The following is a 13,956-nucleotide window of genomic DNA, read 5'->3' as shown; positions in this document are numbered from 1 at the left end:
CAGAACGGAATTCCAGTATGGTTCCGGACTGCCGATATCAGAATTGGTTGTTGATGCCAAACTTGAAGTACTGCGTCTTGTCGTAGTCCTTCTTGACGACCGGGATCGCGTAATCGACGCGGAGAGCGCCGAAGGGCGACTGCCAGATCAGGCCAAGACCAACCGACGCACGCAGGGCTGCATCGTCACCGTTGACATACTCGCCGCCGGTCGGCTGCACGTCGTTGCCGAACAGCGTACCAGCGTCGGCGAAGACAGCGCCACGCAGACCGAAGTCACGCGGGAAGCCCGGCATCGGGAAGGATGCTTCCGCCGAAACGGTGAAGTAGGTCGTGCCGCCGAGCGGATCATCCGGACCGCCGCCAACGCGAGGACCGATACCCTTGTTCTCGAAGCCGCGGATATCGTTGTTACCCAGCGTGAACTGATCGAAGATGTTCAGATCCTTGCCGAGGCCGACAACATAACCAGCACCAGCGGACAGCGAACCGATGATGTCGGCGTCGTCAGCGAGCAGGTGATAGTAGCGGGCCTTACCGTAGACCTTGTAGAACTGCGAATCGCCACCGAGGCCGGCGATTTCATTGGTCAGCGTGGCGTAGATACCTTCACGCGGCAACGTCATGTCGTCGAGCGTGTTGTAAGTGAAGGTCTGCGAGACCGACGACTTGATCCACGGGCCGTTGTTGACGAGATCCTGGTAAGGCGTCGACAGGCTGCTCAGCGAACCGCTCGGATCGTAGTCCATACGCTTGAAGTTATAACGGAAGGTCGAAGCCAGATCTTCGGTGATCGGCGCGGTCGCGCGGAGCACGACGCTGTCTTCCGTATAGTCGTAGTTATCGTTGCTCGAGGTTTCGCTGTGGTTCAGGTCAAAACCGGTCGCCAGACGATAGCCGAGGAAGTAGGGCTCGGTGAAGCTCAGACCGTAGCTCTGCGATCCTTCGAGACCACCACCGGCCGTAACCTTGATGTACTGGCCGCGGCCGAGGAAGTTCTTCTCTTCGATCGAAGCTTCGAGGATGAGGCCGTCGCCACCAGCAGCGTAGCCGGCGCCAATACCGAACGAACCGGTCGACTGATCCTGGACGTCGACGACAACGACGACGCGGTCCGGAGCGCTGCCCGGCTGCGTGCTGATGTTGACCGACGAGAAGAAGCCGAGAGCTTCCAGGCGCCGCTTCGCCTTGGTGATCATCTGCTGATTGAATGCGTCGCCTTCAGAGACGTCGAATTCGCGGCGGATGACGTAGTCACGCGTGCGGCTGTTGCCGCGGATTTCGATGCGCTCGATGTAAGCGCGCTCGCCCTGGTCGACGAGGTATTCGACGCCGATCGTGTTGTTGCCGAGGTCGCGGTTGCCGCGCGGCGTGACACGGGCGAACGGATAACCTGCCGAAGCAACCTGATCGGAGATCGCTTCCATGGACTGCTGAACGCTCTTGGCGCTGTAGACTTCGCCTTCATGCGTCTTGACGAGACCCTGAAGCTGCTCGCCGCTGACGCCATCGACGGTCGACTGAACGGTGACCGCGCCGAAGTTGTAGCGCGGGCCTTCTTCGATATTGAAGGTCAACGTGTACTTGTTCGTGGTTTCGTCGAACTGGGCGTCGGACGAGACGATCTTGAAGTCGGCATAGCCGCGGTTGAAGTAGAACTGGCGCAGCGCTTCTTCGTCGGCGCGCAGCTTGTCTTCGTTGTAAACGTCCTTGCGCGTCAAGAACGACAGGAAGTTCGAGCGCTTCGTCTGAATGACGGCAGCGAGGCGGCCGGCACTGTAGGCATTGTTGCCTACGAAATTGATGGCGGCGATCTTGGTGCGATCACCTTCGTCGATCACGAAGGCAAGGTTCACGCGGCCTTCGCCGAGCGGAACGACCTGCGTCGTGACGTTGACTTCGCTACGGCCGGTGGCGGCGTAGGCTTCCTTGATGGCGGCGATGTCGGCCTGGATCTGCGCATCGTTGTACGGGCCAGAGGCGTGCGTACCAACGACGGACGCCAGCTTGTCGTCCTTGACCTTGCGGTTGCCGTTGAAGACGACCTGGTTGACCAGCTGCGCTTCCTGGACCTGCACGACGAGCGTACCGCCGGAGACGGAGATCTTCACGTCGGAGAAGTAACCGGTGCCGTAGAGCTGCTTCACCGAGTCATCGATATCGGTGTTCGAGAAGCTCTTGCCCGGCTGAATGGTGAGGTTGGAACGCACGGCCTCCGCACCGACGCGGCTTGCCCCGCGTACATCGATGCGCTGAATGACTGCGGCTTCAGCCGCACTCGCAGAGACGATTGTAATGACACCTGCGCCCGAAGCCACAACACTTGCAGACAGCGCAACCGCCGATACTGCGTTCAAAAATCTTGAACCAGCCTTCATTTCACCCATTACCTTTTTTCTCGTCCCCGTCGCCGGGATAACCCCGATTCCGGCCACGTGTGTCGTTTTACCCGCTTTTGACATACAAGCAAGGTAGCAAGTTAATTTCTGTTTACTTCATTTCGAAGCGTGACCCATTCGCCACTACAGCTTTGAAACATCGTAAATAAACGGTAATTTTCCCTCGCCAGACGCCCTTATCCAATGAGCGCGCTTATGTCATTCCAAGTAGCAAAAACCATTAGCGAGAGCACCATAGCCAGACCAATGCGAAATGCAATTTCCTGAGCCGATGACCCCAAAGGTTTTCCCCTCACGGCTTCAATCGCATAGAACATCAGATGCCCGCCATCAAGTACCGGGACGGGCATGAGGTTAAGCAATCCAATAGAGACCGACAATACCGCTGCCAGTTGCAGCACCGCGGCAACACCAAGCGTCGCCATCTGACCGGATGCCTGCGCAACGCGGATCGGTCCGCCGAGCTGGTCCGGCTTCATATATCCGGCAAAGAGATTGCCGATATATTTGAAGGTGCCAGTGACGATATGCCAGGTCTGGACCGTGCCTTCCTGGAGCGCCTGGACCGGCGTGTAGGTCTGGATCCGGAAATGGCCGACTTCCTGGTTGGTGACGATGCCGATCAGACCGATCTCGATCTTGTTGCCGAACTGGTCGGTCATGTCGGTGCGCTTCGGCACCATCGGCAGATCCATCTTCTCGCCGTTGCGTTCGATGCTGACGACGATCTTCTGCTCGGGACGGATGCTGACATAGCGGCGGACATCGTCGAACGTCTCGACCTTTCCGCCGTCGATCGCGATCAGCAGGTCGCCCGGAAGAATGCCGGCCTCCGCCGCAGCGCTCTCGGGCTTAACCTCAGCGACGACAGGATCAGCGACAGAGCGGCCGTAGATCGAAAACAAAACAGTGAAGATGGCGATTGCCAGAATGAAATTGGCAATCGGACCGGCCGCTACCGTCGCCGCCCGCTTCCAGAGCTTGGCGCCGGCAAACGAGCGCGCCCGATCCTCGTCGGACATTGCGTCGAGAACACTGGTATCCGGCTTGCTCGATGCATCCTCGTCGCCGAAGAATCGCACATAGCCGCCGAGCGGGATGGCGGAAATTTTCCAGCGCGTGCCGTGGCGGTCGCTGAATCCGATGATTTCGGGACCGAAGCCGACGGAAAAGGCCAGAATGCGGATGCCGCTCCAGCGGCCAACGAGATAGTGGCCCATCTCATGCACGAAAACGAGCAGTGAGAGCACCAATACAAAGGGGATAATATATCCCGTCAGGAAGCCGAATATACCGGTCAAGCCTTCCATAAGTTTCTTCCGCCGCCTTTCGCCGCTTTCAAAGTCCGAACAGTGCCGCACCGAGCGGCGCTGCTGCTCCGCCCTTTATTAAGGAAAAACCTGTCGCAAGCAAGAAAGCCGCAAAGCAGGCAAAAATCAGACCGTCGACGCGGTCCATGACCCCGCCATGTCCGGGAATCAGATGGCTCGAATCCTTCACGCCGAAACGGCGCTTGATGAAGGATTCGAAGAGATCGCCCGCCTGGCTGCAGACCGACAGGATGAAGGCGACCGCCGCGGCGACGACCCAATCGGCGCCCGGCACGAAGATGTAGGCGATCAGGCTGCCTGCAATCACCGCCGAGACGGCACCGCCCATGGCGCCCGATTGTGTCTTTCCGGGAGAGATCTTCGGCGCCAGCTTCGGGCCGCCGATGGCGCGGCCGACGAAATAGGCGAGAATATCGGTCGCCCAGACGACGGCGAAGACGAAGAGCATGGCATGAAGGCCGGAAAGGTCGGCGCCGCGGATTTCGGCGAGCGCGATCCCCGTCAGCCCGGCATAGACAACGCCTGCCGGAAACCAGCGGCTGACGCCACGCAAGACGACGAAACCGATCGCGACCAGAAAGAGTGCCAGGAGAGCCCCGAGCGCCCAGTCGAAGCGCTCCAGCAGGATTGCGAGGGCTATGGCGCCCTGCCAGGCCCAACCGACGACATTGGCCGCCGGCTGCTCGCGCTGCAGGCCTGTGATCGCCGACCACTCGTAATAGATCAGCAGCCCGATCAGCGACGACAGCGCGCGAAACGCCAGACCTCCGTACCAAGTCGCCGCGAGAACGATCGCGGCCAGAATGATTCCTGAGATGATACGGAGCTTCAGTTCCTGCTGCATCAAGTACCCACTGCTGCGGCCTGCGACGACAAACCACCGAAACGGCGGTCGCGGGCGGCGAATTTTTCGAGGGCGGAATAGAAGAGTTCGCGCCCGAAGTCCGGCCAGTATTCCGGCACGAAGATGAATTCGGAATAGGCGGCCTGCCAGAGCAGGAAGTTCGACAGTCGCTCCTCGCCGCTGGTGCGGATGATGAGGTCGGGGTCGGGAATGCCAGCCGTATCCAGCCGGGCATTGATCAGCGCCGGTGTCACGTCCTGCGCCCGCAGCACGCCGGCCTCGACGTCCTTGGCCAGGCTCACCATGGCCCGGGCGATCTCGTCGCGCGAGCCATAGTTGAAGGCGATCACGAGCGTCAGCGCAGTGTTGTTGCGCGTCGTCTCCTCAGCTTCCAGCAGCAGATCGAGAATATCGCTGCGCAGCGTGTAGCGATCACCGATGATCCGGATGCGGACATTTTCGGAATGCAGTTCGGCAAGATCGCGGCGGATGAACGCCTTGAGCAGGCCCATCAGATCCGACACTTCGGCTTCGGGCCGGCGCCAGTTCTCCGAAGAGAATGCGAACAGCGTCAGATACTTGACGCCAGCGTCGCCGGCAGCGCGCACGGTTTCGCGTACGGCTTCGACACCCTTGCGGTGGCCCATGGCGCGCGGCAGGCCGCGCTGCTTGGCCCAACGGCCGTTGCCATCCATGATGATGGCAACGTGTTCTGGCATGCTTGCGAATGCTGGTTTCGACATTTCCCGTCCGGTTTCTTGGGGGCGCAGGCGAAAGCCTTAGACCTGCATGATTTCCTTTTCCTTATCCGCAAGCAAGCGATCGATTTCGGAAATCGTCTCATCCGTCATCTTCTGCACACGATCGGACTGGGCGCGGCTTTCATCCTGGCCAATGACACCGTCCTTTTCGGCTTTCTTAAGGCCGTCCATGCCGTCACGGCGAACATGGCGAATCGCCACCTTGCTCTTTTCGGCGTAGTCGTGGGCAACCTTGACCAGCGACTTGCGGCGCTCTTCGTTGAGTTCCGGCAGCGGAATGCGCAGATTCTGGCCATCGACGATCGGGTTCAGGCCGAGGCTCGATTCGCGGATGGCGCGCTCGGTGGCGGAAACCATCGACTTGTCCCAGACCGATACCGACAACATGCGCGGCTCCGGCACGGTGATGTTGGCGACTTGGTTGAGCGGCACGCGCGAACCGTAGGCTTCGACCGTCACCGGATCCAGAATGTTGGCCGAGGCACGGCCGGTGCGCAGCGATGCGATATCGCTCTTGAATGCGGAAACCGCGCCATCCATGCGGCGCTTGATTTCCTTGATGTCGATGCCTTCACTCATAGCAATGCTCCCGTCTCAGTCGCAATCGCGCCGTCTCACGCGGCGCAGTCTATCGTCAGTTGTCGGATACGATGGTCTTGAGGCCACCGCCCGTCAAGATTTCAGCAAAACCACCCTTCTCGTGGATCGAGAAGACGATGATCGGAATGGAGTTTTCGCGGGCAAGCGCAACGGCTGCGACGTCCATGACGGCGAGGCCCTTGTCGAGCACTTCCTTGTGCGTCAGCCGGTCGAAGCGCGTCGCGTCCGGAACCTTCTTCGGATCGGCCGAATAGATGCCGTCGACCTGAGTGCCCTTGAAGATCGCCTCGGCGCCCATTTCGGCGGCGCGCAGCGCAGCAGCGGAGTCGGTCGTGAAGAAGGGATTGCCGGTACCGCCGGCGAAGATCACCACGCGGCCAAGCGACAGGTGGTAGAGCGTCGCGCGCTGGGAGAAGCTCTCACAGATCTCCGGCATGGCGATGGCCGACAGGACGACCGTATCGATATTCAGCTTGCGCAGCGAGGTTGCGAGCGCCAGCGCGTTGATGACGGTTGCGAGCATCCCCATGTGGTCGCCGGTGACGCGGTCGCCGCCCTTGGAAGCGACTGCAACGCCGCGGAAAATGTTGCCGCCGCCGACGACGACGCCGACTTCGACGCCCATCTGGCGGGCTTCAGCGATATCGGACGCAATGCGGTCCGCCACCGCTACGTCGATACCGAAGCCCTGGCTGCCCATGAGGGCTTCGCCGGAAGCCTTGAGTAGAACACGTTTGTAGACAGGCTCTCGCGACATCTTGGCTCCTCGTTAATCACCGCTGACTGCCGGATACACGAAGGGCACCGCGTTGTCACGCGATGCCCTTGCGTTTTCACATGTATGAGGCGCTATCAGCCCTTGGCGACAGCAGCAACTTCAGCAGCGAAGTCGCTCTCTTCCTTCTCGACGCCTTCGCCGAGGAGGAGGCGTGCCATGCCGACGACTTCGATCTTCGCGCCGGCTTCCTTTTCAGCTTCCTTGACAGCAGCGCCGACCGTCAGGTCGGGGTTGATGACGAAAGCCTGCGAGAGCAGAGCGACTTCTTCGAAGAACTTGCGCATACGGCCTTCAACCATCTTTTCGATGATGGCTTCCGGCTTGCCGGATTCGCGGGCCTGCTCGATGAAGACGTTGCGTTCGCGCTCGGCAACGGCAGCGTCGACTTCTTCAGCGCGGATCGCGAGCGGGTTGGTCGCAGCGATGTGCATGGCAACCTGGCGGCCGATCGAGGTCAGGACAGCCTTGTCGCCTTCCGACTTCAGAGCGACGAGAACGCCGAGCTTGCCGATGCCGTCGCCAGCAGCGTTGTGGATGTAGGTCGCAACAACGCCGTGCTCAACTTCGAGCTTGGCAGCGCGACGGAGCGTCATGTTTTCGCCGATGGTTGCGATCGCGTCCTTGATAGTGTCGGCGACCGGCTTGCCGGATGCCGGGGTAGGTCGCAGCGGCGATGGCTTCAACCGAACCGTCGGTGCCGAGAGCAACGTTGGCGATGCCGCGGACGAGGTCCTGGAAGGCGTCGTTACGGGCAACGAAGTCGGTTTCGGAGTTCAGCTCAACGACAACAGCCTTGTGGCCGGCGCCAGCGATGGCAACCAGACCTTCGGCAGCAGCGCGGCCGGCCTTCTTGTCGGCCTTCGAGATGCCCTTGGCACGGAGCCAGTCGATCGCTGCTTCGATGTCGCCGTTGGTTTCCAGCAGCGCCTTCTTGCAGTCCATCATGCCTGCGCCGGACTTCTCGCGCAGTTCCTTTACCAGTGCAGCCGTAATCTCGGTCATAAGCTTCCTCTTTGTCGGTTCAAACGGTGGCCCGCGAAACGCGGTGCTGCACCGGATTGAGGCACGAAATGTACCTGTATGTATGACAGCGTGATGAATGACGCGTCATATCGAAACTGTGGCGGCAAGGGGCAGATCGCCCTCGCCTGAAATGGTCAAGGCCGCCGAACTTCTGAGAGTCGCGAGCGGCCTTCCCCAATCTCTGGAAAGCATGACGGGCGATACTGCCCGCCTGCTTCTTTATCAGGCGCCGGTTTCGTCGAGCGCCGGCTCAACCGGTGCGTCGATCGCTGCACCGAGATCGCGGCCCGATGCGCCCTGCTGACGAGCGATGCCGTCGATGGCAGCGCGTGCGATCAGGTCGCAGTAGAGAGCGATGGCGCGCGAAGCGTCGTCGTTACCCGGGATCGGATAGTCGATCAGGTCCGGATCGCAGTTCGAGTCGATGATGGCAACGACCGGAATGCCGAGGCGCTTGGCTTCGTCGATCGCGATCTTTTCCTTGTTGGTGTCGATGATGAACATCAGGTCCGGCGTGCCGCCCATGTCCTTGATACCACCGAGGGCCTTGTCGAGCTTTTCGCGCTCGCGCTCAAGGTTCAGGCGTTCCTTCTTGGAGTAGCCGGAGCCTTCCGAGCTCAGGATCTCGTCGAGCTTGCGCAGGCGCTGGATCGAGTTGGAGATCGTCTTCCAGTTGGTCATCATGCCGCCGAGCCAACGCGAGTTGACGTAGTACTGAGCGGAACGCTTGGCCGAGTCAGCGATGAGCTCGGAAGCCTGACGCTTGGTGCCGACGAACAGAACGCGGCCGCCACGGGCAACGGTGTCGGACACGACCTGGAGGGCGCGCGACAGCATCGGAACCGTCTGAGCGAGGTCGATGATGTGAATGTTGTTACGATCGCCGAAAATGTACGGCTTCATCTTCGGGTTCCAGCGGTGCGTCTGGTGGCCGAAGTGGACGCCTGCTTCAAGAAGCTGGCGCATAGAAAAATCGGGCAATGCCATGCCTAGTCATCCTTTTCCGGTTGAACCCCCGCAAGACGAACAGCATCCTTTCGAGATGCCACCGGGCGGAACAATCCGGATTTCTCCCGGACCATCCCATGCCTTGCGTGTGGAATGCGGGTGCCCTTACAGTCGATTCACTGCAAATGCAAGGCTTGCGCGGAAAAAAACTGCCTGATTGCAGGGATCCGCGGGCGCCGCCAGCGTCAATTGTCGGTTTCAGCCGGGCACGGCCAACCGGCCGGCGCCTTGAGGCCCGACGGCAGCTTCGTCGAGGCGTCGCCGCAGGCCAACTCGATCTGGGTCTGCTCCAGTCCCTGCGCCGAAGACAGATCGACGCCTTCGATGCGCGTCAGATACATGAAGGCACGGTCGAAGCTGACCTGACCGCCAAAGGTCGCGCCGACCATGTTGGCGCGCGACAAGTTCGCGAGCGAAAACTTGGATTCGCTGAGCGTCGCCTTGCTGAAATTGGTACGGCCGAGCTCGGCCTTCTCGAAGCTGGAGCCCGAAAGCTGTGCGCCGGTGAAGTCGGCGCGCTGCAGCTCAGCAGCAACGAAGGAGGCCTTCTGCGCCGAGGCATTCTGGAAAACCGAGCGGTAGGCTTCGATCTTGTCGAACTTGGCGCCGTCAGCCTTGGCACCCTCGAGCCAGGCGCGCACCAGCGTCGCCTTCTCGAAATTCGCCGAAGTGAGATTGGCGCCTTTCAGGCTGGTCTGCGACAGGTCGGCATCCGAGAGATTGGCGCCCTCGAAGTCGCTCGACTCCAGCATCAGGTTCTTCTTGTTGCAATTGCTCCAATCGACGCCGGAATAAGGCGTATCGCTGCAATCGGCCGCCAGCGCGGGCAGCGCGGCGCAGACGGCACCGAGCGCGATCAAGGATGTCGCAAGCAATTTTACCGGCATGTGTGCCATGCCAACCTCCCGGAAGAAGACCTGCCGATTCGATGCGGCTTCAAGAGGTTACTTGCAGGTCTCGGGCTTCTTGTCGAGCATTTCAAGCTTGGCGAGCTTCCCCGTCAGAACGAAGTCGCCATAGTCCATCGTCAGATCACGGGTGATGCCGTTCTCATAGAGCTTGAACGACATGCGGTAGACTGGCAAGGCGTCGGTCTTGCTGTTCTCGTTGAAGTAGGAAATCGTCACCGGCCAGAAAGCGGTCTTGGCGAAGGCCCCGGCATTGCCGGCATCAGCCTCATCGCCGGCCTTGGGGCTGACGAGCTTGCCGACAACGGTCGTGGTCGCCAGGGCCTTGTCGCCATCGTCGGAACCGTCGAAGACGCGGGCTTCGAAGAAGCGCTTGCCCGACTTGGCGTTCTCGATCACGTCGAGCATGTGCTCGGTGGGGAAACGGCTCTCGGCGAGCTGCAGCTCTTTCGCCTGCGGGCTCGTCAAATCGACGGTGACGCCATCGGCCTTGTCGCTCGCTTCGCCGTTCACTTCCTTGTCGAGCTGATCGTCCGTGAAGGACTTCGTCTCGAAGGTGAACTTGCGGTCCTTGATATTCTCGAAGGTCTTGGTCTGCTGGTCGCTGACGCGGGTGTTGTCGCCGGTATCGATCTGCGTCACGAAACGGAAATTGGTTGTGAAGCCTTCACAGTAATTGCCGTTGAATTCGTAGACCATGCGGCCCGACATGCCGGCGATGCCCGAGCGTTCCGAGGCGTCCTTGAGCTCCAGATCGTAAATTGCCCGATGCGCGACAAGGCCAGAAGCGATCGCCGCTCCGGCAGCGGGCGCCGCAGCCCATGCATTTACGGAAACGCTTGCAAGCAGCAGAGCGGCAAGACTCGATCGGAACATCCATTATCTCCTGTTGGACTCGGCCGCGATGTTATAAGAACGCTTTCGGCCAAATCGAGGCTGGAAGCTGTCATACGCAATATTCTAGTCTTGATGCATAATTTTTGAAGCATTGACAATGAAAGTGGAGGCGAAAATGTCCGACCAGATTGCCGCAAAACTCAAGGAAATGGGGATAACTCTGCCGGAAGCGGCTGCTCCTGCGGCGAACTATGTTCCCTATGTGATCAGCGGCGGACTTCTCTACATCTCGGGCCAGCTGCCGCTCGAAGGCGGCAAGGTCGCCGTCAGCGGCCATCTCGGCAAGAATGTCGACGTTGCTGCCGGCCAGCGTGCTGCCGAACTCTGCGCCATCAACATCCTGGCGCAGGCCAATGCCGCGCTCGGCGGCAATCTCGGCCGCATCACGCGCGTCATCAAGCTGAACGGCTTCGTCGCTTCCGCGCCTGAATTCGTCGAGCAGCACCTCGTCATCAACGGCGCGTCCAACCTGATCGCCAACGTTCTCGGCGAAGCCGGCAAGCATGCGCGCGCCGCCGTCGGCATGGCCGCCCTGCCGTTCAACGCCGCCGTCGAAATCGATGCCATCATGGAAATCGCATAACATGACCTCCGCAGCCTGGATCAAGGAACTCCCGGTCGCCCATCGCGGCTACCACGACACCAACAAGCTCGTGTGGGAAAACACGCTTACGGCGTTTTCGCGCGCTGTCGAAGCCGGTTTTGCGATCGAATGCGACCTGCACTACGCCTCCGATGGCGTGCCGATCATCTTCCACGACGAGAACCTCGAGCGCCTCTGCAACATGCCGGGCGATATCCGCGCCCGGACCTCGCAGGAACTGGGCCTGCTCTCGGTCGGTGGCACTGCCGACAAGATCCCTACGCTGAAGCAGCTGCTCGATCTCGTCCAGGGCAAGGTGCCGCTGGTGCTCGAACTCAAGGGCCGTGAGGCCGATGACGAAGGCTTTGCCGAAACAGTGCTTGAAGTGCTCGAAGGATACCAGGGCAAGGTGGCGCTGATGAGCTTCGATCACTGGCTGCTGCGCGACCTGAAGGCGCTGAACGCACCCTACCCGGTCGGCCTGACTGCGGGTGGCAACAAGCCGGAGGAATTCGAGGTACACGAGAAGGCGATGGCACTCGGCCTCGACTTCATCTCCTATTTCTTCGCCGACCTGCCGAACCCGTTCATCTCGGGCCAGCGCGCCAAGGGCATTCCGGTGATCACCTGGACGGTCCGCGACGAGAAGGCCCGCAAGCATACCTTCGAAAACGCCGATCAGATGACCTTCGAGGGATTTGATCCGCGCGTTTCGGTTTGATGCTCGCTTTTTGGACAAGATCGTGCGCAGACTGAAAGGGAGCCACACTCCTCCCCCGAAGGCTTCGTCTTTTGCTCCATGACTGATGAAATCTCGATCCGCGTCGAACGGTCTTTTACCGCCATTTCCCCGGAGAGCTGGTCACGGCTCTCCGGAACATCGAAAGCGGCGGACACCGTTCCCTACAATCCATTCCTCTCCCACGCGTTCCTGTCTTCTCTTGAAGAATCAGGCTCGGCGACGGCCGATACCGGCTGGCTCGGGCATCATCTTCTGCTGGAGACTGACAAGGGAGAGCTGATCGGCGCCCTGCCCGGCTATCTGAAGAACCACAGCCAGGGCGAGTATGTCTTCGATCACGGCTGGGCCGACGCCTTCGAGCGCGCCGGCGGGCACTATTATCCGAAGCTGCAATGCTCGATCCCCTTCACGCCCGCGACCGGGCCGCGCCTCCTCGTCGCCGAAGGTTTCGAGCGGCGGCCGATCCAGAGTGCGATTGCCGAAAGCCTCAAGGAAGTGGTGCGCCGCCTCGGCGTCTCCTCGGCGCATGTGACCTTCGTTCCCGAAGACGAGATCTCGGTTTTCGAGACGGACGGCTATCTGCATCGCACCGACCAGCAGTTCCATTTCATCAATGACGGCTATGCCGATCACGACGCTTTCCTTGAGACGCTGGCATCGCGCAAGCGCAAGGCGCTGAAGAAGGAGCGGCGCGCGGCGCTTGGGAACGGCATCAGAATCGACTGGCTGACCGGCGCCGATCTGACGGAGCGAATCTGGGACCAGTTCTTTTCTTTCTACATGGATACCGGCAGCCGCAAATGGGGCCGCCCTTATCTCACCCGGAAATTCTACTCGCTGATCGGCGAACGCATGCCCGACGATATCCTGCTGGTGATGGCGAAGCGTGACGGGCGCTATGTGGCGGGCGCCATCAATTTCATCGGCGGCGATACGCTTTACGGCCGCCACTGGGGCTGTATCGAGGATCACCCCTACCTGCATTTCGAGGTCTGCTATCACCAGGCGATCGACTTTGCGCTTGCCAAGGGCCTGAAGCGCGTCGAGGCCGGGGCACAGGGCGAGCACAAACTTGCCCGCGGCTACCTGCCGGTCACGACGCATTCGGCGCATTATGTCGCTCATGCGGGGCTTCGCCGGGCAATTTCGGATTATCTCGAGCGTGAGCGGGAGGATGTCGAGCATATGAACGAGATCCTCACCGACCACAGCCCCTTCCGCAAAGGTGAACGGCAGCAGGAGGATTGACGCCCTCGCCTCCGCCGCGCTACCCGATCAGCACACATGAGGAGATTTTCGATGACCAGCGCCGCCTATGACGACAACAACATTTTCGCCAAGATCCTGCGCGGCGAAATCCCCTCGCATCGCGTCTACGAAGACGAGCAGACCGTTGCCTTCATGGACGTGATGCCGCAGGCGCCGGGCCATGTGCTCGTCGTTCCCAAGGCGCCTTCGCGCAACCTCCTCGATGCCGATCCGGCAGCGCTTTCGTATTCGATCACCGTTGTCCAGAAGATCGCCAATGCCGTGCAGGATGCCTTCGACGCCGACGGCGTCTTCGTCTGCCAGTTCAACGAGCCGGCGGCCGGCCAGACGGTGTTCCACCTGCACTTTCACGTCATCCCGCGCCACGAGGGCGTGGCGCTGAAGCCGCATTCCGGCAAGATGGAAGACGGCGCCGTGCTTGCCGCCAATGCCGAGAAGATCAAGGCCGAGCTCGGCTGAGCCAGCAATCGTCGGGAGGACTATCGATGATCCGTCATACCGTGGCGTTCCGCCTCAAGCATTCCGCCGGTTCGCCTGAAGAGAAGGCGTTTCTCAGCGCCGCACTCGATCTGGCGCAGATCCCGAGCGTACGCAACTTCGAGCAACTCCGTCAGACCAGCCCGAAGAACGCCTTCGCGTTCGGCTTTTCCATGGAGTTCGAAAACCAGGCCGGCTACGACGCCTATAATGTGCATCCCGCCCATGTCGCCTTCGTGCGGGACCGGTGGGTGCCCGAGGTCGAGGATTTCCTCGAAATCGACTACCAGCCTCTCTGAGGCCGGCGACCACTTGAAAGCAAAAAAGGCCGCATTGC

At 60.6% G+C, this 13,956-nt stretch carries 14 protein-coding genes and 1 pseudogene; 5 read left to right on the top strand and 10 right to left on the bottom strand.

The window, feature by feature from the left end; translation table 11 throughout:
• Positions 1–37: 37 nt before the first annotated feature.
• The 10 genes and pseudogenes from bamA to ABIE40_RS08895 form a co-directional block, all read right to left on the bottom strand.
• Entirely contained in the window at positions 38–2,377 is a 2,340-nt protein-coding gene (bamA, locus tag ABIE40_RS08940) for an outer membrane protein assembly factor BamA (protein WP_199629337.1), read from the bottom strand.
• A 197-nt stretch (positions 2,378–2,574) separates the two neighbouring features.
• Entirely contained in the window at positions 2,575–3,708 is a 1,134-nt protein-coding gene (rseP, locus tag ABIE40_RS08935; RefSeq protein ID WP_112711735.1) for an RIP metalloprotease RseP, read from the bottom strand.
• A gap of 28 nt (positions 3,709–3,736) precedes the next feature.
• Positions 3,737–4,573 carry a phosphatidate cytidylyltransferase gene (locus ABIE40_RS08930; RefSeq protein ID WP_199629338.1) on the bottom strand — a complete coding sequence of 279 codons (837 nt, stop codon included), beginning with the start codon at positions 4,571–4,573 and terminating at the stop codon, positions 3,737–3,739.
• Entirely contained in the window at positions 4,573–5,316 is a 744-nt protein-coding gene (locus ABIE40_RS08925; RefSeq protein ID WP_112711731.1) for an isoprenyl transferase, read from the bottom strand. The genes ABIE40_RS08930 and ABIE40_RS08925 overlap by 1 nt, the downstream gene beginning before the upstream one ends.
• A gap of 36 nt (positions 5,317–5,352) precedes the next feature.
• Positions 5,353–5,913 (bottom strand): ribosome recycling factor, encoded by a 561-nt coding sequence (frr, locus tag ABIE40_RS08920; protein WP_112711729.1) that lies wholly within the window; start codon positions 5,911–5,913, stop codon positions 5,353–5,355.
• A gap of 55 nt (positions 5,914–5,968) precedes the next feature.
• Positions 5,969–6,691: a UMP kinase gene (gene pyrH / locus ABIE40_RS08915; protein WP_112711727.1), complete on the bottom strand. Its 723-nt coding sequence runs from the start codon at positions 6,689–6,691 to the stop codon at positions 5,969–5,971.
• Between the two features lie 95 nt (positions 6,692–6,786).
• Positions 6,787–7,714: pseudogene (tsf, locus tag ABIE40_RS08910) on the bottom strand (translation elongation factor Ts).
• 243 nt (positions 7,715–7,957) lie between these two features.
• Positions 7,958–8,722, bottom strand: coding sequence for a 30S ribosomal protein S2 (gene rpsB, locus ABIE40_RS08905; RefSeq protein WP_112711723.1), 765 nt, complete (start codon positions 8,720–8,722; stop codon positions 7,958–7,960).
• A 206-nt stretch (positions 8,723–8,928) separates the two neighbouring features.
• A complete protein-coding gene (locus ABIE40_RS08900) occupies positions 8,929–9,639 on the bottom strand; it encodes a pentapeptide repeat-containing protein (protein WP_502944780.1) in 711 nt (236 codons plus the stop codon).
• A gap of 48 nt (positions 9,640–9,687) precedes the next feature.
• Positions 9,688–10,527 (bottom strand): cell envelope integrity EipB family protein, encoded by an 840-nt coding sequence (locus ABIE40_RS08895; protein WP_199629339.1) that lies wholly within the window; start codon positions 10,525–10,527, stop codon positions 9,688–9,690.
• Between the two features lie 136 nt (positions 10,528–10,663).
• Here ABIE40_RS08895 and ABIE40_RS08890 point away from each other — a divergent pair, with 136 nt between their 5' ends.
• The 5 genes from ABIE40_RS08890 (at position 10,664) to ABIE40_RS08870 (ending at position 13,918) form a co-directional block, all read left to right on the top strand.
• The gene (locus ABIE40_RS08890) at positions 10,664–11,131 is read left to right on the top strand and encodes a RidA family protein (RefSeq protein ID WP_199629340.1); all 468 of its coding nucleotides are present in this window, start codon (positions 10,664–10,666) and stop codon (positions 11,129–11,131) included.
• A 1-nt stretch (position 11,132) separates the two neighbouring features.
• A complete protein-coding gene (locus ABIE40_RS08885) occupies positions 11,133–11,852 on the top strand; it encodes a glycerophosphodiester phosphodiesterase (protein WP_199629341.1) in 720 nt (239 codons plus the stop codon).
• Positions 11,853–11,930: 78 nt separating this feature from the next.
• Positions 11,931–13,121, top strand: coding sequence for a GNAT family N-acetyltransferase (locus ABIE40_RS08880; RefSeq protein WP_199629342.1), 1,191 nt, complete (start codon positions 11,931–11,933; stop codon positions 13,119–13,121).
• A 51-nt stretch (positions 13,122–13,172) separates the two neighbouring features.
• On the top strand, positions 13,173–13,601 hold the full coding sequence (locus ABIE40_RS08875) for an HIT family protein (RefSeq protein ID WP_199629343.1): 429 nt from the start codon (positions 13,173–13,175) through the stop codon (positions 13,599–13,601).
• A 26-nt stretch (positions 13,602–13,627) separates the two neighbouring features.
• Positions 13,628–13,918 (top strand): Dabb family protein, encoded by a 291-nt coding sequence (locus tag ABIE40_RS08870; protein ID WP_130278399.1) that lies wholly within the window; start codon positions 13,628–13,630, stop codon positions 13,916–13,918.
• Positions 13,919–13,956 lie beyond the last annotated feature (38 nt).

Source organism: Rhizobium sp. OAE497 (assembly GCF_040546565.1).
In the GTDB taxonomy this organism is placed as follows: Bacteria; Pseudomonadota; Alphaproteobacteria; order Rhizobiales; family Rhizobiaceae; genus Rhizobium.
Note: the sequence above shows the minus strand (reverse complement) of the source record. Positions and strands in the feature narration are given on the sequence as shown.